Here is a 23,298-nt window from a genome sequence, read left to right as displayed (position 1 = left end):
TCGACGCCCGCGCATCGGGTAGCGACACGCAAACACCGACAAAGACAGGCAACGACAGGAGCGCAACGCAATGGAAGGGGTGACGAACAAGCCGGACTGCATGGTGTCGGTCCGCGAACGGTTCGGGTTCGATTCGGACCTGATGGTGCCCGCGTTCAGCGCGCGCGACGACCACGTGCCCGATATCGACGACGCATACCGTTTCAACCCGGACGTCACGCTCGCGATCCTCGCCGGCTTCGCGCGCAACCGTCGCGTGCTCGTGCAGGGGATGCACGGCACCGGCAAGTCGACGCATATCGAACAGGTCGCGGCCCGGCTGAACTGGCCGTGCGTGCGCGTGAACCTCGACGGCCACATCAGCCGGCTCGACCTCGTCGGCAAGGATGCGATCGTCGTGCGCGACGACGTGCAGGTGACCGAGTTCCAGGAAGGCATCGTGCCGTGGGCGCTGCAGCGGCCCGTCGCGCTGATCTTCGACGAATACGATGCGGGGCGGCCCGACGTGATGTTCGTGATCCAGCGGATTCTCGAACGCGACGGCAAGTTCACGCTGCTCGACCAGAACCGCGTGATCCATCCGCATCCGTCGTTCCGGCTGTTCGCGACGGCGAACACGGTCGGGCTCGGCAACCTGAACGGGCTGTATCACGGCACGCAGATGCTCAACCATGCGCAGATGGATCGCTGGAACGTGGTCGCCACGCTCGACTATCTGCCGCGCGACGAGGAGATCGGTATCGTGCGTGCACGCGTGCCCGAACTCGCCGACGATGCCGGCCGCCCGCTGCTCGAATCGATGGTGAGCCTCGCGGAGTTGACGCGCAACGGCTTCGCGACCGGCGATTTGTCCACGCTGATGTCGCCGCGCACGGTGATCAACTGGGCAGAGAACTGCCAGATTTTCCGCGATCCGGCGCTCGCGTTCCGGCTCACGTTCCTGAACAAGTGCGACGACGCCGAGCGGCCCGTCGTCGCCGAGTATTACCAGCGCTGTTTCGGCGAGGAACTGGCGGTTGCGTCGCGCGCTGGCGGCGGTGGCGAGCCGGGAGCCGGGCGGTGAGCGCCGATCGCGACGCCGCGCGCCGCGCGTCGGCGCGCGAAGCGCTGGGCGCGTCGACCGTGCGTGCGCTGACTCGCGATGCGGCGCTGCATTACCGTGCGGGCCGCGTGTGCCGCGACCTGCGGCCGCTGCCGATCCACGCGCCGCACCTGCGCGCGCAGGCCGCCGACGACGATCTCGCGTCGTGGCGCGGCGCGGCCGACGGCGCCGCGCTGCGCATCCTGCATTCGGATGCCTACTTGCATCGCGCGTTGTCCGGCGACGATCCGGTCGAACGCGTGCTGTTCGAAATGCTCGAGCAACTGCGCTGCGAATCGCTCGCGCCACCCGCGATGCGCGGCGTCGTGCAGAACCTGCGCCATCGTTTCGAAACCTGGTCGCGCGCGTTTCACCGGTCGGGGCAGGCCGATACGCATGTCGGGATCCTCGTGTACACGGTCGCGCAGATCGCGTGGTCGCGGCTGACCGGCTGGCCGGTGCTCGAAGAAACGGAAGACCTGATCGAAGCGTCGCGCGCGGCGATCGTGCCGGAGATCGGCGTGCCGCTCGCGGGGCTCAAGCGCTGCCGGCACGATCAGCGCGCATTCGCGGAACACGCGCTGACGCTCGCGCGCCGGATTGCGGCGATGATCCGCGACGCCCGCGCGGCCGTCGTCGAAACGGCATCGGAAGACGCACGCGAGCAGGACGATGCGCTGACGAATTTCTCGCTATGGGTCGATTTCGACGACACGGGCATCGACCTGCCGGCGCTCGTCGAAACGGGCGACAGCGTCGTGCTGCATGGCGGCGATGCGGTCTACCGCGCGTACACGACGCGTTACGACCGCGAACTCCGGCCGGCCGCGCAGATCCGCGCGGCACTGCTGCGCGAGTATCGCGACCGGCTCGACGGCCAGGTCGCCGCGCAGCGGATCAACGTCACGCGGCTCGCACGGGTGCTGCGCGCGGCGCTCGTCGTGCCGCAGGCCGACGGCTGGTCGTTCGGCGAGGAGCACGGCCGCCTCGACGGCCGCCGGCTCGCGCAGCTCGTCAGCTCGCCGGCCGAACGGCGGTTGTTCCGGCTCGAACGCGTGCGGCCGCACGCGGACTGCGCGCTGGCGTTCCTGATCGACTGCTCGGGATCGATGAAGACGTGGATCGACGGCGTCGCGCTGATGGTCGACACGCTGGCCCGCGCCGGCGATGCCGCCGGCCTCGCCACCGAAGTGCTCGGCTTCACGACGCTCGCGTGGAACGGCGGCCGCGCGCGGCAGGACTGGCTCGCGCGCGGCAAGCCGCGCCATCCGGGCCGGCTCAACGAAACCGGCCATCTGGTGTTCAAGGACGCGGACACGCGCTGGCGGCATGCGCGCACGGGCATCGCCGCGCTGTTCAAGGCCGACCTGTTCCGCGAGGGCGTCGACGGCGAAGCGGTCGAATGGGCGTGTGCACGGCTCGCGGCGCGGCCGGAAGCGCGCAAGATCCTCGTCGTGATCTCCGACGGCAGCCCGATGGACGGCGCGACGGCGCTCGCGAACGATCCGTTCTACCTCGACAATCACCTGAAGCAGGTGGTCGCGCGCCAGGAAGCGGCCGGGCGCGTCGACGTCGTCGGGCTCGGCGTCGGGCTCGATCTCGGCCCGTACTACCGGCACCGGCTCGCGATCGATCTTGCGTCGGCGCCGGACATGAAGCGGCTCGTCGAAATCGCGCGCTGGATCGGTGCGCGGCGGTGAAGCGGGCACTGTGCGTGCGCATCGCGGCGCGAATACCGCGCGCCGGAGGGTTCGATGCGGCGTGCGCCGCGCGGCACTACACGCCGCGCAGCAGCGGCGGCAGCGACGTCGCGATCAGCCCGATGCCGATCGCCATCAGCACGCCGAACGCGAACCGGCGCAGCGCGACCGGCGACAGCGGCGGCGGGTAGTGGCGCGCGGCGACCGTCGTCAGCATCACGACCGGCGTCGCGATAGCGGCCAGCAGCCAGATGTCGCGATCGATCTGGCCTTCGCATGCGCTGTACAGCACACGCGCGGCGGAGGTCGTCGTGAACAGCACGATCAGCGCGCAGCGGATCTGCACGAGCGTCAACGGCTGGCGGTAGAACTGGAAGATCAGCGGTGGCCCCGACACGCCGAACATGCCGCTCAGCAGCCCGCCGAACAGGCCGCTGACGAAGAAGCTGCGGTTGTCCGAGCGCGCCGTGAGCGGCGTCGGGCGCAGCGCCGCGCTCAGGCCGCCGTACAGCACGACCGCGCCGAGGATCAGTTGCAGCAGGTCGGCCGCCGAGCGGCTCAGGCATTCGAGCAGCAGCACGCCCGCGACCACCGACGGCAGGATGCCGAGCGTCGCCGCGCCGACCGCGCGCCAGTCGATGTGATGCAGCCGGCCGGGCAGCGCGGCCGCGCCGTTCGCGAGCGACACGACGCTCATCAGCGTGGCGACGGTGGCGAGCGGCGCCAGCCCGAAGCCGCTCGTCGCGCCCATCACGATCATCCCGAGCCCGAAGCCGGTGACGGTCTGGAAATAGCTGCCGGCGCCGATCACCGCGATCAGGATCGCCAGTTTGTCGGCCGTCATGCGGGCGCGGCCTCGCCGGTCGCAGTGCGTTGCGCGGCCGCCTGCGCCTGCACGGTGGTCGCCGCGATCACGTGATACACGTCGTCGGCGCTGCAGCCGCGCGACAGGTCGTTCGCGGGCCGGCGCAGCCCCTGCAGCAGCGGGCCGACGGCCTTCGCGCGGCCGATCCGTTCGGCGAGCTTGTAGCCGATGTTGCCGGCCTCGAGGCTCGGGAACACGAGCACGTTCGCATGGCCGCCCACCTGCGAATGCGCGATCTTGCGCTCGGCGATCTCCGCGACGATCGCCGCGTCGAGCTGCACGTCGCCGTCGATCGCGAGGGTGGGGCGCAGTTCGCGCACCTGCGCGGTCGCGGCCGTCACCTTGTCGACGGCCGCGTGATGCGCGCTGCCGCTCGTCGAGAACGACAGCATCGCGACGCGCGGTTCCTCGCCGAGCAGCGCTTGTGCGCTGTCGGCGGCGGCCATCGCGATTTCGGCGAGCTGGCCGGCATCCGGATCGACGACGAGCGCGCAGTCGGAGAAGATCAGCCCGCCCTTGATCGTGTGGAACGGTTCGCACAGCATCATGAGGAAGAAGCTCGACACGATCCGGAACGCCGGGTCCACGCCGATCAGCTGGATCGCCGCGCGCACGACGTCGGCCGTCGCATGCACGGCGCCCGCGACCGAGCCGTCCGCGTCGCCGAGCCGCACCATCAGGTTGGCGTACGTCAACGGATCGCGCACCGCGTCGCGCGCTGCGTCGGCGGTCATGCCTTTTTTGGCGCGCAGTGCATGCAGCGCGTCGGCATACGCATCGCGTTGCGGGGCGTCGGCCGGATCGACGAGCGTCATGCCGTCGAGATCGATCGCGTCGCGCGCGGCTGCCGCGTGGATGGCCGCACGGTTGCCGACGAGCACGATGCGCGCGATGCCGTCGCGCGTCGCGCGCGCGGCGGCGTGCAGCACGCGCGGATCGTCCGCTTCGCACAGCGCGATGCGCATCGGCGCGCGGCGCGCGGATTCGAGGATGCGGTCGAGGGCTTTCATCGTTCGCTCGCTGAGGAATGGAACACGGGAAGGAAAAACGGCCGGATGCGGCGGCCCGCACGGGGCACGGCGTCCGGCCGGGTTCAGGCCGCGCGGCGATGCGCGCGGCCTGACGCGGGTGCGTCAGCGACGCGGGCTCACACGTAGTCCTTGTACTTGTCGAGCATGCGTACCGGCTTCGACAGCGCATCGCGGCGGAACGGATCGCCGAGTTCACGCGTGCACATGATCTCGATGATCGTGGTCTTGCCTTCGTTCATCTGCATGTCGATCGCGCGCTTGAGCGCGGGGCCGACGTCCTCGAGGCGGTCGACCGTGATCCCTTCGGCGCCCATCGCGCGCGCGATCGCCGCGAAGCTCTGGTTGTCGAGTTCGCCCGCGACGAAGCGGCGGTTGTAGAAGTCGACCTGGTTCTTCTTCTCCGCGCCCCACTGGCGGTTGTGGAACACGACGGCGGTGACCGGGATGTTGTGGCGCACGCAGGTCATCGTTTCCATCAGGCTCATGCCCCACGCGCCGTCGCCCGCATACGACACGGCCGGACGATGCGGTGCGGCGACCTTCGCGCCGATGATCGTCGGGAACGCATAACCGCAGTTGCCCCAGCTCATCGCCGCGAAGAAGCTGCGCGGCTTGTTGAAGCGCAGGTAGCTGTTCGCGACCGAGTTGATGTTGCCGATGTCGGTCGACACCATCACGTCCTCGGGCATCGCCTTCTCGAGCTCGCGCAGCACCTGGCGCGGATGCAGGTACTGGCCGCCGCTGAACGGCTTCTCGTGCTTCTGCTCCTCGATCATGTCGAGGCTGTACGCGTCGCGCTCGTGCGTCCAGTCGTCGAGTTCCTTTTCCCACGCGGCCTTTTCGGTCGCGATCTGGTCGGCGCGATCGCCGCGCGAGCCGTCGCACGCGAGCGTGCGGCCTTCGAGGCGTTGCGTGAGCGCGATGGCCGCTGCCTTCGCATCGCCACAGATGCCCACCGAGATCTTCTTCACGAGGCCGAGCATCTTGTGGTCCGCGTCGATCTGGATGATCTTCGCGTCCTTCGGCCAGTAGTCCATCCCGTGCTGCGGCAGCGTGCCGAACGGCCCGAGGCGCGAGCCGAGCGCGATCACGACGTCCGCGCGCGACAGCAGTTTCATCGCGGCCTTCGAGCCCTGGTAGCCGAGCGGGCCGCACCACAGCGGATGGTTCGCCGGGAACGAGTCGTTGTGCAGGTAGCTGTTGACGACCGGTGCGCCGAGCCGTTCGGCGAGCGCCTTGCATTCCTCGATCGCATCGGCCATCACGACGCCGCCGCCCGAGATGATCACCGGGAACTTCGCCTGCGCGATCAGCGCGGCCGCATCGTCGAGGCTCTGTTCGCCGCCGGCGCCGCGATCGAGCCGGCGCGGTTGCGGAATCTCGACCTTGACCTTGCCGTAGAAGTAGTCGCGCGGGATGTTCAGCTGGGTCGGGCCCATCTCGGCCTGCGCGCGGTCGAAGCAGCGCGCGGTGAATTCGGCCATCCGCGCCGGGTGCGTGACGTGGCCCTGGTACTTCGTGAATTCCTGGAACATCGGCAGCTGGTTCGCTTCCTGGAAACCGCCGAGGCCGATGCCCATCGTGCCGGCTTCCGGCGTGACGATCACGACCGGGCTGTGTGCCCAGTACGCGGCCGCGATCGCCGTCACGCAATTGCTGATGCCGGGGCCGTTCTGGCCGATCACGACGCCGTGGCGGCCCGACACGCGCGCATAACCGTCGGCCATGTGGCCCGCGCCCTGTTCGTGCACGACCGGGATCAGGCGGATGCCGGCGGGCGCGAAGATGTCCATCGCGTCCATGAACGCGGAGCCCATGATGCCGAACATGTCGGTCACGCCGTTGGCCGCGAGGGTCTCGACGAAGGCTTCGGACGGCGTCATGTCCTGCGGACCGCTGACCGATGCACGCAGGGAAGTGGATTGTTCGCTCATGGGTTGTCTCCGATTGTTCAATTAACGGAACGTCTCGTTCCAGATGCTATTTGCCGGGAAAAGCCGGTCAAGTCATTCCACCTGCTGCGGGGAAATGTGGAATGAAATGAAATGATTCGTTTCAAAATGCGCGCGGGTACGGTGGCCCCGAGTGGTGCGCTCAGGCCGGCTGCTTCGGCCGTTCCTTGCGGAACGCACGCTTGACGGCGATCAGCCCGTCGCGGAATTCGAACAGGTCGCAGCCTTCGGCCTCGATGCGCCAGCCTTCGGCGTGCGTGCCGGTGAACACCCACTCGGACACGCCGCGCTCGCCGGTCACGTAGTGGCGGCCGCGGCCCCAGTGCGCGTCGGGGAAGGTCTTGAACACGGCTTCGAACGCGGCGCGCACGGCGTCGCGGCCGACGAAACGCGTGCCGTGGATGTCGGGGCCGCCGGCTGCGTCGAATACGCAGTCCTCGGTCATGAAGCCCATCAGCGCATTCGCGTCATGCCGGTTGAATGCGTCGGAAAACGCCGCGAGCATGGCGGCCGTGACGGGGGCGGTGAGCGTGTCGGACATAACGTGTCTCCTGTCGAATGGTGGGCGGTGCGCGAGGCGCTGGCGCGCATGCGGCACGCGGTATCGACACGTTAGTGAGCGCTCGTTTTTGGCGGTAGCGCCAGTTCGGGGGATTCGGTTGGGCCAGCGGCGGATGCCGGGCACGTTCGCGCGTTCACGGCATTCCCGACGTTCCCGACGTGGCGGGACGCACGGCTTGAACCGGTTTCGTGCCGTCTCGCATGACGCGACGGCGAACGAGGCCGGTGAGCGTGGCGTGCACGGAAAATGGCGGGCGAGGGATTCGGCCGCCATCGGGGCGGGACCCGCGACGCGGGCGAGCAGGAGGAGGCGGGGGGGCACATCGTCGCGCGCGATGTGCCCCGCCGGTCATGCGGGCATCAGGATGCCGTCATGCCGATCCCGAACACGTGCATCTTGCCGGCGCTGACCTGCCGCGGCAGCACGATACTCGTCACCACCTTGCCGGGCGGCACCGGAATCTTCTGCGCGAAGATGTAGGTCTTGACGTTGTCCTGCTGGCCGTTGCCGGCATTGCGATAGGCCATCGTGACGGCCACCGTCGAGCGTGGGCTCGCGCTGCCGCCGTTCAGGGTCCAGTCGTCGAAGGCCAGCGTGACGGCCTGACTCGACCCGTCCGCGAAGTTCAACTGCGCGATCCCGCTGCTCGGGCCGTTGTTGGACGAACCGAGCACCACGACGCCGGTACCGGCCGATCCCGGCGGCAGCATCACGGTCTGGCCGACGGTCACGGTGTTGTCGAGCGAGAGCGGCCCGCCCGCCACCGTCACGGTGGCGCCGGCCACCGCGAACGGCTTGCCGGGCTGCACGCCGGCCGCGCCGAGCGCATTGACCGAGTAGCTGAACAGGCTGCCGTCGAAGTCCGCGCCCTGGCCGTCGGTATTGGTCGCACCGTCCATGCTGAAGCCGCGGTTGTTGTAGCTGTCGGCCGCGTTGAGCGCCACCGGTACGCCGAACGACGGCGGCTGCGCCTGGGCGCCCCATCGAGACGGTGCGCTGCCCATCGCGAAGTGCAGCGTCGCACCATTGGCGATGTCGTCATAGGCGACCCATGCGGCAGGGTGGGCACGACCGTTGATCGACAGTGACTGCACGTAGCTCGAGGCCGGCGCGCCTGCGGCACGGATCCGCCAGGTGTGGCCGTTGCCGAGCCGCACGTCGATCTGCGGGAACTGCGGGCTGCCGATCGCCAGGCCCGCGACGCCGGGGATCTGCGGGTACAGGCCCAGCGCGCCCCACACATACCAGCCCGACACGGCGCCGAGGTCGTCGTTGCCCGGCAAGCCGTCGGGGCCGGTGCCGAACGCGCTGGCCATGATCTGCTGCACCACGCGCTGCGTGCCGGACGGTTGCGCGGCCCAGTTGTAAAGCCACGGCACCTCGAAGGTCGGCTCGTTGCCCATGTAGAAATTCGGCAGGCTCAGGCCGGCATTGAGCACCGTGAAGAACTGGTCGAGCCGCGACGTCACGGCCGTGTTGCCGCCGAGCTGCGCGAACAGGCCGGCCGCGTCGTACGGCACCATCCACGTGTACTGTTCGGCATTGCCTTCCACGTAGTTGTCGCCGCTGCCCGGCGTTTCGGGTATCCACGCGCCGTTCGATTGCCGCGCCGCGATCAGCGGCGGCGTCAGCGCGGTGTTGAGCAGGTTCTGCCAGTAGGCCGAGCGGCTCAGCAGCATGCGCTGCGTGGCGGTATCGCCGAGTGCGCCGGCAAAGCGCGAGATCGCGAAGTCGCTGCTCGTGTATTCGAGCGTCGACGAAGCCTGCCCCCACTCGCCGCCGGTGATGTAGCCGCCCTGCAGGTAGCTTGCGCGACCGCCGTTGGTGGTCACGTTGTTGCAGGCGGTGCCGGGGATGTTCGCCATCTTCACCATGTGCTGCAGCGCGGAGCGCGTATCGAAGCGCCGCGCGCCGAATGCGTAGGCGCTCGAAACGATCAGCGAACCGGCATCGCCCGGCATCACGCCGTCCTCGACGTTGTCGTTGACCCAGTGCGGAATCGCGCCGCACTGATCGGCGTCGTTGACCAGCGACTGGATCATGTCGCTGGTTTCGGACGGCGAGAGAATCGACTTGAGCTGGATCAGCGAACGGTAGATGTCCCAGCCCGAGAACGACGAATACTGCGCGTTCTGGCCTTTGGCGAGCTGGTGCACGGTATTGTCGAAGCCGATGTACTGGCCGTTCGCGTCGCTGAAGATGCTGGGCGCCCACAGCGCGTGATAGAGCGCCGTGTAGAACTTCTTCTTCGCGTCCAGCGTCCCGCCTGCCACGCGGATCGCGTTGAGGCGCTCGTTCCAGATTCTGTCTGCCTGCGTGCGCACGCCCTCGAAGTCCCAGCCGCGATTTTCCGCGTCGAGGTTGGCCTTTGCATTGGCGGCGCTGACGTACGAAATGCCGATCTTCATCCTGACTGCCTGGCCGGGACGGAAGCCGAGCTGCGCCACGCCGTGCGAGATCGACGCCGACGTGAACGCCTGGTCGAACGCGGCATAGAAGTAGACGGGTACCGGCACCGAGTTGCCGCAGAAGCCGCCGCCGATCGTGCTGCCCGAGATGGCGCTGTCGGAAACCTGCGTAATCGCGCCGGTGGTCGAGGTCTTCGTATTGGTGCGCGTCGCGTCGAGTACCAGCAGCGCGGGTTTGCCGGCCGGGTAGGTGAACCTGCCGAAGCCGGTGCGCAGGGTGGCGGTCAGTTCCACCTTGATCTGCGAATCGAGCGCGACCGAGTAGTAGCCGGGTCGGGCCGTTTCATTCGCATGACTGAAGGTCGGAACGAGCTGCGCCGCGTCGGTGGTCGGCATGACCGGGAATTCGCCGTTGTTGCCGCTGCAGCCGGCACCCGGCATGTGCGTGACGCTGAAACCCTGGATCGAATGGAGGTCGTAGTAATAGCCGGCCGGCGAGTTCTGTTCCTTGCTGTCGTTCGGCGCCGGCGTGGTGTTGGTGTCGGGCGCCCATTGCACCATGCCCGACGGCAGCCCGGCGGCCGGCACGACGCTGCCGGCCTGTCCCGCCGGCACCGGGTTCGGCGAATTGCTCGCGAGCGTGCCGATCAGCGGGTCGACATACTGCGTCAACGACAGGCTGCGGTTGTCGTCGAGGTTGGTCGTGTCGGCCGCACCGGCCGACGATTCCGCCGGATGTGCTGCCAGTATCGACGCCGCTGTTCCGTCGCTGCCGTCACCGCCTCCGCACCCGCTCAATGCGCACGCCGCGGCCAGCAACGCCGCGAGCGTCGTGAATCGACTCATGATCGTCCCCTCCAGTCGGAGATGCCTTTTTGCCTTGACGATCCCGACGATCGAATCCCGGGATCGCTGTGGGTTGTTGCTGTCGTGTTGCGTCGTAACACTAGGATTCGTATGAATTCGCTGTCAATCCGAATAACGGATTTGTAATGTTTTTATTAGATTTACTAAACGAGTGGAAACGATGTGCAGGCGGTGGCGCGGTATCGGCGGGTGCAACGGATTCAGTGAGTGCGTGGCGAATGCAGGGTTCTACGACAAGGCGAGAAACAACGTGCCGATCGGGGGCGGCGCACGTTGCGTGCGCACGTGAACGCGACCTCTACCCGAAAGGCAGCCTGCTGCCCGGCAGCGCGACCCGATCGATCGTTACGATCGGCACCTGCGCGCATCGCACGGGAGCGACGCGCGCGAAACCGGCGGCATGCTTCCCGCGCAACGAAAGTCGGGATCGTTTCCGGATGCGTGATTGTGCACGAGGGGCGAGGGCGGTCACGCAATCGGTGGCGCGACGCCCTTCCGCATCCGGTCAGGCGCCCGGCTTCTGCGCCCGCACGCACTGCGCCAGCGCCCGCACACCCGGCTCGATCCGCTCGAGTGGAATCGCGGAGAATCCCATCCGGAAGCAGCGGCGCGCGTCGCCCGTATCGTCCATGAAGAACACGTTCCCCGGCTCGATGAGGATGCCGGCCGCCTGCGCGTCGGTCGCGAGGCGCGTGGCATCGAGCCACGGCGGCCCCTCGACCCAGCACGACGCACCGCCCGTCACACGCACATGACGCGCTTCCGGCAGATGCGCATCGAGCGCGGCCATCAGCGCCTGCGAGCGCTCGCTGTACGCATGCGCGAGCCGGCGCAGCAGCGCGTCGTGATGACCGAGCGCGAGAAAGGTCGCGAATGCACGCTGGATATACGCGACCGGATGGCGCACCATCAGCCGCCGCAGCGCGCGCAACTCGCGGATCAGCTCGCGCGGCCCGACCACGTAGCCGAGCCGCAGCCCCGGCGCGAACGTCTTCGACAGGCTGCCGACGTAGATCACGCGGTCGGCCGTGTCGAGGCTCTTCAGTGCCGGATGCGGCGTGCCGGAGAACGTGTTCTCGCTCTCGTAGTCGTCCTCGATGATCACGAAATCGTGCTGCCGCGCGCAGTCGAGCAGCGTGCGGCGGCGCTCGACCGGCATCGTCGCGGTGGTCGGGCACTGGTGGCTCGGCGTCACGTACACGTAGTCGCAGCGCGCCAGCGTATCGGCGAGCGCATCGGGCGCGATCCCGTGGCCGTCGACAGGCAGCGGCAGCAGCCGTGCGTTGCGGTTCTCGAAGATGTTGCGCGCGTCGGGATAGCCGGGATTCTCGAAGCCGACCGTCGTGTGCTTGCCGCACAGCAGGTCCGCGATCAGGTACAGCGCCTGCTGGCAGCCGTTCGTGACGACGATCTCGTCGGGCATCGCGAACACGCCGCGCCGCGGCAGCACGCGCGTGCGGATCTGCTGGATCAGCGATTCGTCGTCGCGCTCGATCAGGTCGGGCGCCCAGTTGCGGATCTCCATCACCGACAGCGCCTTCAGGCAGCATTCGCGCCAGTCGTTGGTCGGAAACAGCGACTGGTCGAATTGCCCGTAGATGAACGGAAATTCGTAGTGCTGCCAGTTCGCGGGCTTCACGATGTTGCGCTGCCTCGACGGCGGATGCGCGATGCGCTTTTCCCACGCAGGGCGGCCCGGCGTGTCGTCGTCGCCGTCCGGTTTCTCGCCGGGCTTGGCCGCCGCGAAGCCGGGCACGCCCTCGAGCATCTTCGGGTTCACGAAGTGCCCGCTGCGTTCGCGCGAGATCAGGTAGCCCTCCTCGACGAGCATCTGGTACGCGAGCACGACGGTGTTGCGCGCGACGCCGAGCTGGTCGGCGAGCTCGCGGCTCGACGGCAGCGCGGCATCGGGGGCGAGCTGGCCGTCGAGGATCGCGGCCACGAGCATCCGCCGGATCTGGTCCTGCAGGCTCGACGCCGACGACCGCCGGAACTGCTGGGCCCATAGGGCGGTCGGGGTACGACTCGGCATGCTTCCTCCTGTGATCGGTACGGAAAACGCGAGGCGGTGCGCGCGGCCCGCGAGAGGCGCGGTTTCGCGAGAATACGCGCGTCGCGCCGCGGATGTGGACTCAATGAAAGGTGTCGTCTGGCACTACTGCGCGCCGACGTGGCAAGACGATACTCAACTCGTCGCCCCTGGACGATCCGGATAACTCCCCGGTACGCGGGCGCGGGAGGGCGTGCGCGCATCGCGTTCGCCCGCATCGTGATGCGAAGGGAGGAGGCCATGCACGTCGTCGTGTTCAGGGATCGCTGCGAGCGCGTGATCCGCATCGTGTTCGACGACACGCGCGCGACGGCGGTCGCGTATCGCGACGACGAGGCGATCGGCGAACTCGGCATCGACGACGGCGGCGACGGTGCCGCTGCCGCGCGATCGCCGTCGCTTGCGCGGCTGTACGTGGAACCCGCCTATCGACGCAGCGGCATCGCGCACACGCTGCTGGCGTGTGCATCGCGCGAATACGGACGGCCGATCCGCATCGACACCGGCGCGCGCGAGTGGCCCGATTCGCCGGCATGGGCGACGTTGTGCCGCTGCCTCGAATACGAAGGGCTGGTCGTGGTGCGGTAGGGCGCGCCGCGACACCCGGTAGCGTGGCCACGATCACGCATCACGACAACGGAGACGACATGAGCACGGTCCTGAAGCCGATTCCCGCATCCGACGTGCGGCACGAAGCGTTGCGCATCGACGGGCAGCGCGTGTGGCACGACGCGGTAATCGAAGTGCGCAACCCGTACGACGGCGCGCTGGTCGGCACCGTGCCGAAGGCGACACTCGACGACGTGCGGCGCGCGTTCGCGGCCGCGCATGCATACCGGCCGGCGCTCACGCGCCACGATCGCGCGGCGATCCTGCGCCGCGCGGCCGACATCGTGCGTGCGCGCACGGCGGAGATCGCGGCGCTGATCACCGCCGAGGCCGGGCTGTGCATCAAGGATTCGACGTACGAGGCGGGCCGCGTGGCCGACGTGCTGACGTTCGGCGCCGGCGAAGTGCTGAAGGACGACGGGCAGATCTTCTCGTGCGACCTGACCCCGCACGGCAAGAAGCGCCGCGTGTACACGCAGCGCGATCCGCTGCTCGGCGTGATTTCGGCGATCACGCCGTTCAACCACCCGATGAACCAGGTCGCGCACAAGATCGTGCCGTCGATCGCGACCAACAACCGGATCGTCGTGAAGCCGTCCGAGAAGGTGCCGCTGTCGTGCTACCTGTTCGCGGACATCCTGTACGAAGCCGGCCTGCCGCCGCAGATGCTGCAGGTGATTACCGGCGACCCGCAGGAGATCGCCGACGAGCTGATCACGAACCCGGCAATCGACCTCATCACGTTCACCGGAGGCGTATCGATCGGCAAGTCGATCGCGGCGCGGATGGGCTACCGGCGCGCGGTGCTCGAACTCGGCGGCAACGATCCGATCATCGTGATGGAAGACGCCGATCTCGACGAAGCGAGCACGCTCGCGGTGTCGGGTTCGTACAAGAACTCGGGGCAGCGCTGCACGGCGATCAAGCGGATGCTCGTGCACGAGTCGGTGGCCGATCGCTTCACCGGGCTGGTCGTCGAAAAAACGCGTGCGTGGTCGTACGGCAATCCGGCCGATCCGTCGGTGGACATGGGCACGGTGATCGACGAAGCGGCCGCGAAGTTCTGCGAGCGGCAGGTGAACGACGCGATCGCGCGCGGGGCGCGGCTGCTGGTCGGCAACGTGCGCGACGGCGCGCTGTATTCGCCGACGGTGATCGATCGCGTGACGCCCGACATGCCGCTCGTGAAATACGAAACCTTCGGGCCCGTGTCGCCGATCATGCGCTTCCGCGACATCGACGAAGCGATCCGGATGTCGAACAGCACCGACTATGCGCTGTCGTCGTCGGTGTGCACGAACCGCTTCGATCACATCACGCGCTTCATTACCGAACTGGAAGTCGGCAGCGTGAACGTGCGCGAAGTGCCGGGCTACCGGCTCGAACTGACGCCGTTCGGCGGCGTGAAGGATTCGGGGCTGGGGTACAAGGAAGGCGTGCAGGAAGCGATGAAGAGCTTCACGAACGTGAAGACATATTCGCTGCCGTGGTGAGCGCGGCGAGGAGGGGCGTACCACGCCCTCCCGCCGCCAGCCGCGTTACTGATAGAAGTTGAGCGTGACCATTGCCGAACGGCCCGGCGCCCAGGTCGCGTAGATCGGGTACGCGCTCGCGTAATACTTCTTGTCGAACAGGTTCTGCACGTTCAGCTGAACGTCCATCGTCTTGTTCACGCGCCAGGTGGCGGCCGCGTCGAAGCGCGCGTAGCCGGGCGTCCATTTCTTCGTCGTCGCGGACACCGACGCATAGGTCTGGCTCATCACCGTCGCACCGGCGCCGAGCGTGAGCTTCGGCATCACGTCGTAGCTCGTCCACAGCGTGAAGTTGTGCTTCGGCACCATCACCATCGGCAGGCCCGATGCGCCCGGGTTGCCGGGGCCCGCGTCGGTCGTGATCGCGTTCAGGTACGAGTAGCCGCCGAACACGTGCCACTTCGGCGTCATGTTGCCCGCGAAACCGAATTCGAAACCGCGCACGCGCTGCTTGCCCGCGTTGACCGTGTGACCGAGGCCGTCGCTCACGCGCGCGTTGGTCTTCTCGGTCTGGAACAACGCCGACGTCAGCGACAGTTGATCCCGCAGCACGTCCCACTTCGCGCCGATCTCGATGTTGCGCGAGCGCTCCGGCGCGAGGTCCTGGTTCGTCGCGGTGATCTGGTCGGTGCCGCCGCCGAGGCCGCCGTTCGACCCCGGCGGGTTCGACGACGTGCCGTACGACGCATACAGGCTCACGTTGCTCACCGGCTTGAACACGAGGCCGAACTGGTAGCTGAACAGGTTCGACGTGTTCGACAGGTCGGCGACGCCGGCCTGCTTGCCGGTCGTGTCGTAGCGGTCGAAGCGCAGCCCCGTGTTGAACTGCCAGCGCTCGGACAGCTTCACGGTATCGAAGATGTACGCCGACACGGTGTCGGTGCGCGTGTTCGTCGTCGCGCCGGGGAAGCCCTTGTCGCCGTTCAGCACGATGCTGCCGGTCCACGGCATGTTCGGGTTCCAGCCGCCCGCGAGCGGCGTGCAGTTGCCGGCCACCGAGCACGGGCCGCCCGAGCGGATGTTGTGGCCGGCCGAATCCGACACGAGGTAGCCCTCGTAGCGCGCCTGTTCATGGCTGAACTCGACGCCGGCCGTCATCGTGTGCTTCATGCCGAACAGGCTCGCGCTGCCGGTCACCTCGGTCTGGTTCGAGAAGCCGTTGAGCGCGTACTTGCCGCTCTTTGCCTGCAGGCTCAGCATGTTCGGGTTCGACGCGAGGATCTGCGGGTTCGTCGCGACGTAATCGAGCGTCGAGCGGCCGAACATCGTCGTGTTCTTCAGCTTCCAGTCGTCGTTGAGCTTGTGCTCGACGCGCACTTCGGCGGTGTCGGTCTGCCCGTAGCGGTAGTCGCGCGTGTTCAACCCGAAGAACTGCCCGCGATCGGTCGGCACCGGCGTGCCGCCCGACGCGCGGAACGGCACGCTGAAGTCCGGCATGTCGTACGAGTTCATGTGGTAGTAGCTGACCGTGACCATGGTCGGCGTATTCAGCCCGAACACGATCGACGGCGCGACACCCCAGCGCTTGTTGTACACGTCGTTGCGGCCGGCCTGGTTCGCGTCGTGACCCATCACGTTCAGGCGCACGGCCGTCGTGTCGTTGATCTTGCGGTTCGCGTCGACCGTCGCGCGCTTGTAGCCGTCGGTGCCGAAGCCGATGCTGCTGTTGATGAAGTCGTCGTTCTTCGGCGTCTTCGTGACGATGTCGATGCTGCCGCCCACCGAGCCGCGGCCCGCATAGACCGAATCGGGGCCCTTGATCACGCTGATCTGCTCGACCGCGAACGTTTCGCGGTTCTGCAGCCCCGAGTCGCGCATCCCGTCGACGAAGATCGAGTTGCGCGATTCGAAGCCGCGGATCACCGGGCGGTCGGCCGACGGGTTCGCGGCCGCATCGCCGCCGAGGAACGTGATGCCCGGTACCGAGCGCAGCGCGTCCGCGAACGACGTGACGTTCTTTTCCTTGATCAGTTGCTCGGGGATCACCGTGACCGAGCGCGGCGTATCGAGCAGCGGCGCGGTGAACTTGTACGACGGCGATTGCTTCACCTGCATGTCCGACGGCGCGGACGACTGGATCGTGATCGTCGGCAGCGTCGCCTGCACGTCGGCGGACGGGGCCGGCCGGTCGGCGGCGGGGGGCGGTGCCGTTTCGGCGGAGGCGAGCAGCGGGGTCAGGAAAACGGAGCAGGTCAGCGCCGACACGAGGGCGCGAGGCCTCGTTTTGAACTGGGCGGGCATATCGAGAGGCAGCAGAAGATTCGGTGAGCAGGCGCGTCTTCTCGATGCAGGCCGGGCAGTGCGGAACATCGGAAAACGTCAATGTAAATGCGTATGATTCGCGTTTGCGGTCGCAATTCTACGGATTGGTACTAATTCTGTAAACGATTGAATGGTTTTTGTACTAATTCGGTCAGGTCTTCGTGGGGGCGCGATCGCCTTTGCGTCATATGCAACACCGCTTTCCATGGCCGGGCCGGCGCGTGGCGCGGCGACTCGCTACACTGCCGTACCGGTTGGAAGGGCCCCGGCAAGCAGGCCCCGAGCATGGAGACAACATAAGATGGACACCCAACGCGCAGCAGTCGTCACGTACCGCGGCAAGGCGATCGAGAACACGCACGTCGCCGATGTGGCGGTGGTCGATGCACGCGGCAGGCTGCTGGCCCGGTTCGGCAATCCGTTCCGGATGACGCTCGCGCGATCGGCGGCGAAGCCGGCCCAGGCGCTGTCGGTGATCGAGACTGGCGCGCCCGAGCGCTTCGGCTTCGACGATGCGGACATCGCGCTGATGTGCGCGTCGCACAGCAGCGAGGACCGGCATATCGACCGCACGCGCGCGATGCTCGCAAAAGTCGCCGCGCACGAATCGGACTTGCGTTGCGGCGGCCATCCGCCGTTGTCCGACGCGGTGTACCGCGCGTGGATCAAGCGCGACTACACGCCGACCGGCGTATGCAGCAACTGTTCGGGCAAGCATGTCGGGATGCTGGCCGGCGCGCAGGCGATTGGCGCCGCGATCGCCGATTACCATCTGCCCGAGCATCCGATGCAGGTGCGCGTGAAACAGGTGATGGCCGATGCGTGCGGACTGCGCGAGGACGAAGTGGGCTGGGCGATCGACGGGTGCAACCTGCCGACGCCGGCGTTTCCGCTGGACCGGCTGGCGCGCCTGTACGCATCGCTGGCCGACGGGGCGGATACGGTGGAGGCGGGCGGTGACGCAATCAGCGATCGCGTGCGCGCGCTGGCGCGCATTCATCGTGCGATGACCGCGTATCCGGAACTGGTGGCCGGCGACGGGCGCTATTGCACGGTGCTGATGAAAGCGTTCGACGGGCAGGTGGTCGGCAAGCTCGGCGCCGATGCGTGCTACGGGATCGGCGTGCGTGCGTCGGCGCGCACGCGGCAACTGGGCGCCGATGGCGCGCTCGGCATCTCGGTGAAGATCGAGGACGGCAATCTCGACGTGCTCTACATGGTCGTCAGCGAACTCCTCGAGCGGCTGCAGATCGGCACGGCCGGGCAGCGCGCGCAACTGGCCGCTTTCCATCGGCCGCCGATGCGCAACACGCAGGGCGTCGAGATCGGGCACGCCACGTTCCCGTTCGAATTGCAGCCGGCCTGACCGGCGCGGCGGCGGGCACATGCCTGCCGGCCGGCGCGGGCGTGAACGCAGGCGCGAGCGCTACGTGCGCGCGCCGCGGATCTTCGCCAGCTCCAGCGCCGACAGCTCGCCGATGTGCGCGAGGTGTTCCGCGAGAAAGTCCTTCAGGACGCGCAGCTTCGCCGAGCTGCGCCGGTTCGCCAGATACGCGATGTAGATGTATTCGCCCGTCAGCCGATTCAGCAGCCGGTAGCGCGGCAGCACGGCTTCGAGCCGCCCGCTGGCGAGCAGGTCGCGCACCAGCCAGATCTCGAACTCCGCGATGCCGAGCCCCGCGCAGGTCGCTTCGAGCAGCAGCTCCGAATGGTCGGTGACGAGGTTGCCGGCCGGCAGCAGGCTGTGATGCGCGTCGCCGTTCACGAGCTCCCAGCGCGGATCGCCTTCGGGGTGCACGTAGCGCAGGCAGTTGTGTTGCTTGAGGTCGTCCGGCGTGGACGGGCGCCCGCAGCGGTCGAGATAGCCGGGCGTTGCGCACAGGATGCTGTCGTTGCGCGACAGGCGGTGGACGACGAGGTTGTCCAGGTAGTTCTCGCCTTCGTGAATGTCGAGGTCGAAGCCGCCGGCCACGAGGTCGTTGTGGTTGTCGGTGAGGCGCACGTCGAGCTGGATCGTCGGGTAGCGCGCGAGAAACGGCGCGACCAGCGGGGCGAGATGGCGGCGGCCGAACGCAACCGGCGCGGTGAGCTTCAGCGGGCCGCTCGGCTGCGCATTCAGCTCGGCGACGACACGCAGCGTGTCGTCGAGATCGGCGATCAGCGTGACGGCGCGTTCCAGGTAGATATGGCCGGCCTCGGTCAGCGTGACGCTGTGCGTCGAGCGGTGCAGCAGCGCGACGCCGAGTGCCTCCTCGATCGCCGTGACCTTGCGCGCGACCGTCGACGTCGACACGTGCATCTCCTTCGCGACCGCCGAAAAACTCCCTGTTTCGACCACTCTCACGAACGCGCGCATCGCGCCCATGTGATCGATGCCGGTTTCTCTCGCGCCTTTTTTCATTCGATTCTCGCTGTTGCGTCCCACGCAAAACCGCTTTCGATAATACATAAGCGAGCTTGTTTTTGCAAAGGCATAGAATGCGAACCCGTCGCGTCGGGAAGCGGCGAACGGCAAGCGGTACGAGACATCCAGGAGGGCACGATGACAGAAAACGGCTTCCGCGTCGAAGCGGATCTTTTAGGCAAACGAAGTATTCCGGACGACGCGTATTACGGCGTCCATACGCTGCGCGCGAAAGAGAACTTCGACATTTCGGGCCGCACCATCGCGTCGCTGCCGTACCTCGTGATGGCGCTCGCCGCCGTGAAGGAGGCCGCGGCCGACGCGAACTGCGAGCTCGGGCTGCTGCCGCGACCGTACCGCGATGCGATCGCCGCCGCGTGCGTCGAGATTCGCGAAGGGCGCCTGCACGACCAGTTCGTCGTCGACGTGATCCAGGGCGGGGCCGGCACGTCGACCAACATGAACGCGAACGAGGTGATCTGCAACCGCGCGCTCGAACTCATGGGGCACGCGCGCGGGCAGTACGAATACCTGCATCCGAACGAACACGTCAATCTCGCGCAGAGCACCAACGACGTCTATCCGACCGCGATCCGCGTCGCGACCTGCTTCGCGCTCGAGCACCTGCTCGAAGCGATGGCGCGCCTGCGCGATGCGTTCGCGGAGCGGGCCGACGCGTTCGCCGGCCTGCTGAAGCTCGGCCGCACGCAATTGCAGGACGCGGTGCCGATGACGCTCGGCCAGGAATTCTCGACCTACGCGGTGATGCTGACGGAAGACATTGCACGCCTGCAGGAAGCCGGCTGGCTGATTCGCGAGATCAACCTCGGCGCGACCGCGATCGGCACGGGCATCACCGCGCATCCGCAGTACGCGGAGAAGGCGCTGGCGGCGCTGCGGCGCATTACCGGGCTCGACCTGAGCACCGCGCCGAACCTGATCGAGGCGACCCAGGATTGCGGCGCGTTCGTGCAGGTCTCGGGCGTGCTCAAGCGGATCGCCGTGAAGCTGTCGAAGATCTGCAACGACCTGCGGCTGCTGTCGAGCGGCCCGCGCGCGGGGTTTGGCGAGATCAACCTGCCGCCGGTACAGGCCGGCTCGTCGATCATGCCCGGCAAGGTGAATCCGGTGATCCCGGAAGTCGTCAACCAGGTCGCGTTCGAGGTGTTCGGCAACGACCTGACCGTGACCTTCGCCGCCGAGGCCGGGCAGCTTCAGCTCAACGCGTTCGAGCCGGTGATCGCCAGCGCGCTGTTCCGCAGCTTCAGCCACCTGACGGCCGCCTGCACGACGCTGGCGCAGCGCTGCGTGAGCGGGATCACCGCGAACCCCGAGCGGCTGCGCGAGACGATGGAGCGCTCGGTCGCGCTCGCGACCGCGCTGAATCCGTACATCGGCTACAAGCGCGCGACCGCCGTGGCGGCCGAAGCGCACGCAACTGGCAAGTCGATTCGCGAGGTCGTTCTCGAACGCCAGTGGATGACCGATGCGCAGGTCGACGAAGCGCTTCAGCCCGAAGCGCTGATCCGGCCGCGCGTGCTTTGACGCCGGCTGAAGGCCGCCGGCGCGCGCGTTGAGCGCCCGGCGGGCCGTCATTTCATCAGCGCCCCCGCGCGGGGCGCGACACATCAAGAAACTACGGAGACTCACGATGAACCACAGCAGCGAGCGCCCGGCCGGTCCGGCCGGCGGCGCGGATTCCCGTCATGCCGACCCCGACGCGATGTTTGCATCGCACGAAGCAGGTTACGCGAAGCAGTTGAAGCCGCGGCACGTGCAGATGATCGCGATGGGCGGTGCGATCGGCACCGGCCTCTTCCTCGGTGCGGGTGGACGCCTGCAGAGCGCGGGGCCCGCGCTCGCGCTCGTGTATCTCGTCTGCGGCGTGTTCGCCTTCCTGATCATGCGCGCGCTCGGCGAGCTGGTGATGCACCGGCCGACCAGCGGCAGCTTCGTGTCGTACGCGCGGGAGTTCATGGGCGAGCGCGCATCGTTCGTCGCGGGCTGGATGTACTACCTGAACTGGGCGACGACCGGCATCGTCGACATCACGGCAGTCGCGATCTACATGAAGTACTGGGCCGTGTTCACGGACGTGCCGCAGTGGGTGTTCGCGCTCGGTGCGCTCGGGATCGTGTCGGTGATGAACATGATCGGCGTGAAGGTGTTCGGCGAGATGGAGTTCTGGTTCTCGCTCGTCAAGGTGGGGACGCTCGCGGTGTTCCTCGCGGTCGGCGCGGTGTTTCTCGCGAGCGGCCATCCGGTCGCCGGGCAGATGCCGGGGCTTCACCTGGTCGCGGATCACGGCGGGATCTTTCCGCACGGCCTCCTGCCGGCCGTGCTGATCGTGCAGGGCGTGGTGTTCGCGTACGCGAGCATCGAGCTCGTCGGCGTCGCGGCGGGCGAGACGGCCGATGCGCGCAAGGTCCTGCCGAAAGCCATCAACAGCGTGATGTGGCGTATTGCGCTGTTCTATGTCGGCTCCGTCGTGCTGTTGACGATGCTGCTGCCGTGGACGGCATACAGCTCGCACGAAAGCCCGTTCGTGACGTTCTTCAGCAAGCTCGGCGTGCCGTACGTCGGCACCGTGATGAACGTCGTGGTGCTGACCGCCGCGCTGTCGAGCCTGAACTCCGGCCTCTATTCGACCGGGCGCGTGCTGCGCTCGCTGGCGATGGGCGGATCGGCGCCGCGCTTCGTGTCGCGGATGAACGCACGCGGCGTGCCGTACGGCGGGATCCTGATCACGGTCGCGATCAACGCGATCGGCGTGCCGTTGAACTACATCGTGCCGGCGCAGGCGTTCGAGATCGTGCTGAACATGGCGTCGCTCGGGATCATCACGACGTGGGGCTTCATCGTCATGTGCCAGATCCTGTTCCGCCGCGCGGTCGATCGCGGCGAGCTGAAGGCGGTGTCGTTCCGGATGCCCGGCGCGCCGTTCACGTCGTGGCTCACGCTCGCCTTCCTCGTCGGCGTGCTGGTGCTGATGGCGTTCGACTATCCGGGCGGCACGTGGACCATCGCGATGATTCCGGTCGTCGTGCTCGCACTCGTGGTGGGCTGGAAGCTGGCGAAGCGCGGTGCCGCGCGAGAACAGGCGGCGAATGCGCGTACGTCCGTCGCCACGGGTGCCGTCGCCGATCCGGCGCGGGGCGCCTGACGGTACACGCCGGGCGCGCCGGCGCGGTCGCGCCCGGCGCGCCGGTACGGTCAGTTCAAGCCGGCGCGTTCGCCGACCCATCGGCCGAAATCGCCGGCCATCTCCGCGGTCAGCTCGTGGCCGGCATCATACAGCCGCGTATCGTGCGCGACACCGAGCGCCGTGAGTTTCGCGTCGGCGGTGTCGGCCCACGCGACGGGCAGCTTGTCGTCGAAGCGGCCGTGCACGATCAGCGCATGGAGCGGGCGAAGCGCATCGCGCGGCGCGATCAGCGGATCGATTTCGGGCAGGATGCGCCCGCACAGCACCGCGAAGGCGGTGACATCGTCCGGCGACGTGAGGCCGACGCCCGCGCTCATGATGCCGCCCTGGCTGAAGCCGGCGATCACGGTCGGCAATGCGGCGCCCGCGCCGTCGCGGGCGCGGAATGCACGCAGCAGCGTGATCAGCTGAATGCGGCTTTCGTCCGCGCGGGCCGCGTCGATTTCGGGGCCGTTCGGGCCGAAGCGCACCGGAAACCATGCATGCTGGCCGGGCCCGAACGTGAGCGGGGCGCGCAGGAACGCGATCTCGATCCGGGGATCGATGATGCCGGCCAGGTTCAGCAGGTTGGTTTCGTTGCCGCCGACGCCATGCAGCAGCAACAGGCGGGCAACGGGGCGGCCGGCGGCAGGGCGCAGCCGGTATGGGAGGCCCGACTCGGGATCGGTGGTCAGCGGCAGGACGTCGGTCATTGCGTGAATCCGGAAAGGGAACGATGCGACAGTCTAGAGCGTACGGACGGGCGGGTGAATCGTCGGCGAGCGATTGAT

16 protein-coding genes are annotated in these 23,298 nt (G+C 67.8%); 7 read left to right on the top strand and 9 right to left on the bottom strand.

Annotated features, from left to right (window positions below):
• Nucleotides 1–70: 70 nt before the first annotated feature.
• Together ACTJLD_RS28660 and ACTJLD_RS28655 are read left to right on the top strand one after the other, a co-directional pair.
• A complete protein-coding gene (locus tag ACTJLD_RS28660; RefSeq protein WP_440660165.1) occupies nucleotides 71–1,063 on the top strand; it encodes an AAA family ATPase in 993 nt (330 codons plus the stop codon).
• On the top strand, nucleotides 1,060–2,781 hold the full coding sequence (locus tag ACTJLD_RS28655) for a cobaltochelatase CobT-related protein (protein ID WP_440660163.1): 1,722 nt from the start codon (nucleotides 1,060–1,062) through the stop codon (nucleotides 2,779–2,781). The genes ACTJLD_RS28660 and ACTJLD_RS28655 overlap by 4 nt, the downstream gene beginning before the upstream one ends.
• A 76-nt stretch (nucleotides 2,782–2,857) precedes the next feature.
• On the opposite strand, the gene ACTJLD_RS28650 is transcribed toward ACTJLD_RS28655, so the two are convergent.
• From ACTJLD_RS28650 to pdxR, 6 genes are all read right to left on the bottom strand, one after another.
• Nucleotides 2,858–3,625 (bottom strand): sulfite exporter TauE/SafE family protein, encoded by a 768-nt coding sequence (locus ACTJLD_RS28650; protein WP_440660162.1) that lies wholly within the window; start codon nucleotides 3,623–3,625, stop codon nucleotides 2,858–2,860.
• Nucleotides 3,622–4,656 carry a phosphate acetyltransferase gene (gene pta / locus ACTJLD_RS28645; protein ID WP_440660160.1) on the bottom strand — a complete coding sequence of 345 codons (1,035 nt, stop codon included), beginning with the start codon at nucleotides 4,654–4,656 and terminating at the stop codon, nucleotides 3,622–3,624. The genes ACTJLD_RS28650 and pta overlap by 4 nt, the downstream gene beginning before the upstream one ends.
• Nucleotides 4,657–4,793: 137 nt before the next feature.
• On the bottom strand, nucleotides 4,794–6,611 hold the full coding sequence (xsc, locus tag ACTJLD_RS28640) for a sulfoacetaldehyde acetyltransferase (protein WP_175853741.1): 1,818 nt from the start codon (nucleotides 6,609–6,611) through the stop codon (nucleotides 4,794–4,796).
• 160 nt (nucleotides 6,612–6,771) lie between these two features.
• Nucleotides 6,772–7,170 (bottom strand): nuclear transport factor 2 family protein, encoded by a 399-nt coding sequence (locus ACTJLD_RS28635; protein WP_060085058.1) that lies wholly within the window; start codon nucleotides 7,168–7,170, stop codon nucleotides 6,772–6,774.
• Between the two features lie 380 nt (nucleotides 7,171–7,550).
• Complete coding sequence (locus tag ACTJLD_RS28630; RefSeq protein WP_440660157.1) at nucleotides 7,551–10,445, bottom strand: GH92 family glycosyl hydrolase; 2,895 nt, start codon at nucleotides 10,443–10,445, stop codon at nucleotides 7,551–7,553.
• Nucleotides 10,446–10,971: 526 nt separating this feature from the next.
• Nucleotides 10,972–12,498, bottom strand: a complete 1,527-nt coding sequence (gene pdxR, locus ACTJLD_RS28625) for a MocR-like pyridoxine biosynthesis transcription factor PdxR (RefSeq protein WP_175898048.1) — start codon at nucleotides 12,496–12,498, stop codon at nucleotides 10,972–10,974.
• 258 nt (nucleotides 12,499–12,756) lie between these two features.
• Between pdxR and ACTJLD_RS28620 the strand changes: the two genes are divergently transcribed.
• Nucleotides 12,757–13,104 (top strand): GNAT family N-acetyltransferase, encoded by a 348-nt coding sequence (locus ACTJLD_RS28620; protein ID WP_440660155.1) that lies wholly within the window; start codon nucleotides 12,757–12,759, stop codon nucleotides 13,102–13,104.
• A 59-nt stretch (nucleotides 13,105–13,163) separates the two neighbouring features.
• On the top strand, nucleotides 13,164–14,618 hold the full coding sequence (gene phnY / locus ACTJLD_RS28615) for a phosphonoacetaldehyde dehydrogenase (protein ID WP_440660153.1): 1,455 nt from the start codon (nucleotides 13,164–13,166) through the stop codon (nucleotides 14,616–14,618).
• 45 nt (nucleotides 14,619–14,663) lie between these two features.
• On the opposite strand, the gene ACTJLD_RS28610 is transcribed toward phnY, so the two are convergent.
• Entirely contained in the window at nucleotides 14,664–16,898 is a 2,235-nt protein-coding gene (locus ACTJLD_RS28610; RefSeq protein WP_440660151.1) for a TonB-dependent receptor, read from the bottom strand.
• Between the two features lie 322 nt (nucleotides 16,899–17,220).
• On the opposite strand from ACTJLD_RS28610, the gene ACTJLD_RS28605 reads away from it, so the two are divergent.
• Nucleotides 17,221–18,285, top strand: coding sequence for an asparaginase (locus ACTJLD_RS28605; protein WP_175757346.1), 1,065 nt, complete (start codon nucleotides 17,221–17,223; stop codon nucleotides 18,283–18,285).
• Between the two features lie 60 nt (nucleotides 18,286–18,345).
• Here the strand turns inward: ACTJLD_RS28605 and ACTJLD_RS28600 are convergent, their stop codons facing one another.
• Nucleotides 18,346–19,320 carry a LysR family transcriptional regulator gene (locus ACTJLD_RS28600; RefSeq protein WP_060085063.1) on the bottom strand — a complete coding sequence of 325 codons (975 nt, stop codon included), beginning with the start codon at nucleotides 19,318–19,320 and terminating at the stop codon, nucleotides 18,346–18,348.
• 141 nt (nucleotides 19,321–19,461) lie between these two features.
• Between ACTJLD_RS28600 and ACTJLD_RS28595 the strand changes: the two genes are divergently transcribed.
• Nucleotides 19,462–20,868, top strand: coding sequence for an aspartate ammonia-lyase (locus tag ACTJLD_RS28595; RefSeq protein ID WP_027791265.1), 1,407 nt, complete (start codon nucleotides 19,462–19,464; stop codon nucleotides 20,866–20,868).
• Between the two features lie 106 nt (nucleotides 20,869–20,974).
• Nucleotides 20,975–22,486, top strand: a complete 1,512-nt coding sequence (locus ACTJLD_RS28590) for an amino acid permease (RefSeq protein ID WP_060056156.1) — start codon at nucleotides 20,975–20,977, stop codon at nucleotides 22,484–22,486.
• 50 nt (nucleotides 22,487–22,536) lie between these two features.
• Here ACTJLD_RS28590 and ACTJLD_RS28585 read toward each other — a convergent pair whose 3' ends face one another.
• Nucleotides 22,537–23,220: an alpha/beta hydrolase gene (locus ACTJLD_RS28585; RefSeq protein WP_440660148.1), complete on the bottom strand. Its 684-nt coding sequence runs from the start codon at nucleotides 23,218–23,220 to the stop codon at nucleotides 22,537–22,539.
• Between the last annotated feature and the right edge of the window lie 78 nt (nucleotides 23,221–23,298).

Source organism: Burkholderia sp. 22088, assembly GCF_052045915.1.
Classification (GTDB): Bacteria; Pseudomonadota; Gammaproteobacteria; order Burkholderiales; family Burkholderiaceae; genus Burkholderia; species Burkholderia cepacia.
The sequence above is the reverse complement of the archived record's forward strand: the minus strand, read 5'-3'. Positions and strand labels throughout refer to the sequence as shown.